The sequence below is a fragment of the Rhizobium giardinii bv. giardinii H152 genome, from assembly GCF_000379605.1.
Lineage (GTDB): Bacteria > Pseudomonadota > Alphaproteobacteria > Rhizobiales > Rhizobiaceae > Pararhizobium > Pararhizobium giardinii.
The window spans coordinates 1-1,328 of sequence record NZ_KB902601.1 but is presented as its reverse complement, the minus strand read 5'-3'; the positions used below and the strand labels follow the sequence as shown (position 1 = coordinate 1,328).

The 1,328-nt window shown below is 57.3% G+C and carries 2 protein-coding genes; both read left to right on the top strand.

Going from position 1 to position 1,328, the window contains the following annotated elements:
* The first annotated feature begins 19 nt into the window (after window positions 1-19).
* Window positions 20-499 (top strand): amino acid ABC transporter ATP-binding protein, encoded by a 480-nt coding sequence (locus A3AY_RS0108790; RefSeq protein ID WP_040668382.1) that lies wholly within the window; start codon window positions 20-22, stop codon window positions 497-499.
* A gap of 88 nt (window positions 500-587) precedes the next feature.
* A partial coding sequence (locus tag A3AY_RS0108785; RefSeq protein ID WP_018325308.1) for a hydantoinase/carbamoylase family amidase occupies window positions 588-1,328 on the top strand: 741 nt, incomplete at its 3' end.

Here is a 1,328-nt window from a genome sequence, read left to right as displayed (position 1 = left end):
CGACGCGCTCCGGATCGGAATGGTTTTCCAGAACTTCAATCTCTTCCCGCACCGCACAGCGCTTGAGAACGTCATGATCGGCCCCCTGTATCACAAGCGCGCAAGTGTTTCGGAGCTTCGGCAGGAAGCGCGGACCATTCTCAACGACGTCGGAATGCTTGTCCACGAGAACAAGTATCCGCATCAACTTTCCGGAGGCCAGCAGCAGCGTGTCGCCATAGCGCGTGCGCTCGCAATGCACCCGTCGATTCTCTTGTTCGATGAACCCACATCCGCGCTTGATCCCGAAACCGTCGGCGAAGTGCTCCGGATCATGGCCGCGCTGGCGCGATCAGGCCGAACTATGGTGATCGTCACACACGAGATGAAGTTTGCAATGGAGGTTTCCGACCGGGTCATCTTTATGGAGAAAGGCCAGATCGTGTTTGACGGATCTCCGGCGCTACTGGCTGAGCGAAGAAAAGAGGACGGCCGACTGGCGGAATTTGTCCGCATCTGAAGGAGTAACGATGGCAGCGCGAGCGATTTNCAATGAACAAAACCAAGCTGAGGCAGCAACGCCTCACGCCGAAATCTAAAGGTCAGATATGAGCGATATCTCGGTTGATGGAGACCGTCTCTTAGGGCGTCTCGAGGAGCTTGGAAATATTGGACGTGACGCTGGGGGGCGACTTGTCCGGCTTGCTGGATCTGACGGCGACAAACTTGGGAGAGACCTCTTCGTTTCCTGGCTTAATCAAGCAGGTCTCGACGTTGCAGTCGACCGTATCGGCAATATCTTTGGTATATGGCGCCCGGCCGGAACTGAAGACTGCCAGCCTCTCATGCTTGGCTCACATATCGACACCGTCATCAATGCCGGCATTTACGATGGATGCTACGGCGTTGTCGCGGGGCTTGAGGTAATACAGGCGCTCAAAACAGCAAATTTTCGGCCGAAAGGTCCAATTTCGGTTGCAGCCTTCACCAATGAGGAGGGTGTGCGGTTCGCACCTGACATGATGGGGTCGCTGGTCTACGCCCGAGGCTTGGACCTGGATGCCGCGCTCTCGACGGTCGGCACCGATGGAGCGATCCTCGGCGAGGAACTCAAACGCATCGGTTATGCTGGAGCGGAAGCGCCCGGGTTCCTGAAGCCCTTTGCCTACGTAGAACTTCACATTGAACAGGGCCCTGTCCTGGAAAGGGAGGGGATCGCCCTGGGAGCGGTGGAGAACCTGCAAGGTATCTCCTGGCAAAGGATTACGGTTGAGGGCACCGCCAACCATGCCGGGACAACCCCAATCACCATGCGGGCGGATGCAGGCTACGGAGCCGCCCGTATCATT

Coding starts and splice junctions, on each gene's coding strand:
- A3AY_RS0108790 (WP_040668382.1), top strand. CDS start 20: ATGGTTTTCCAGAACTTCAATCTCTTCCCGCACCGCACAGCGCTTGAG.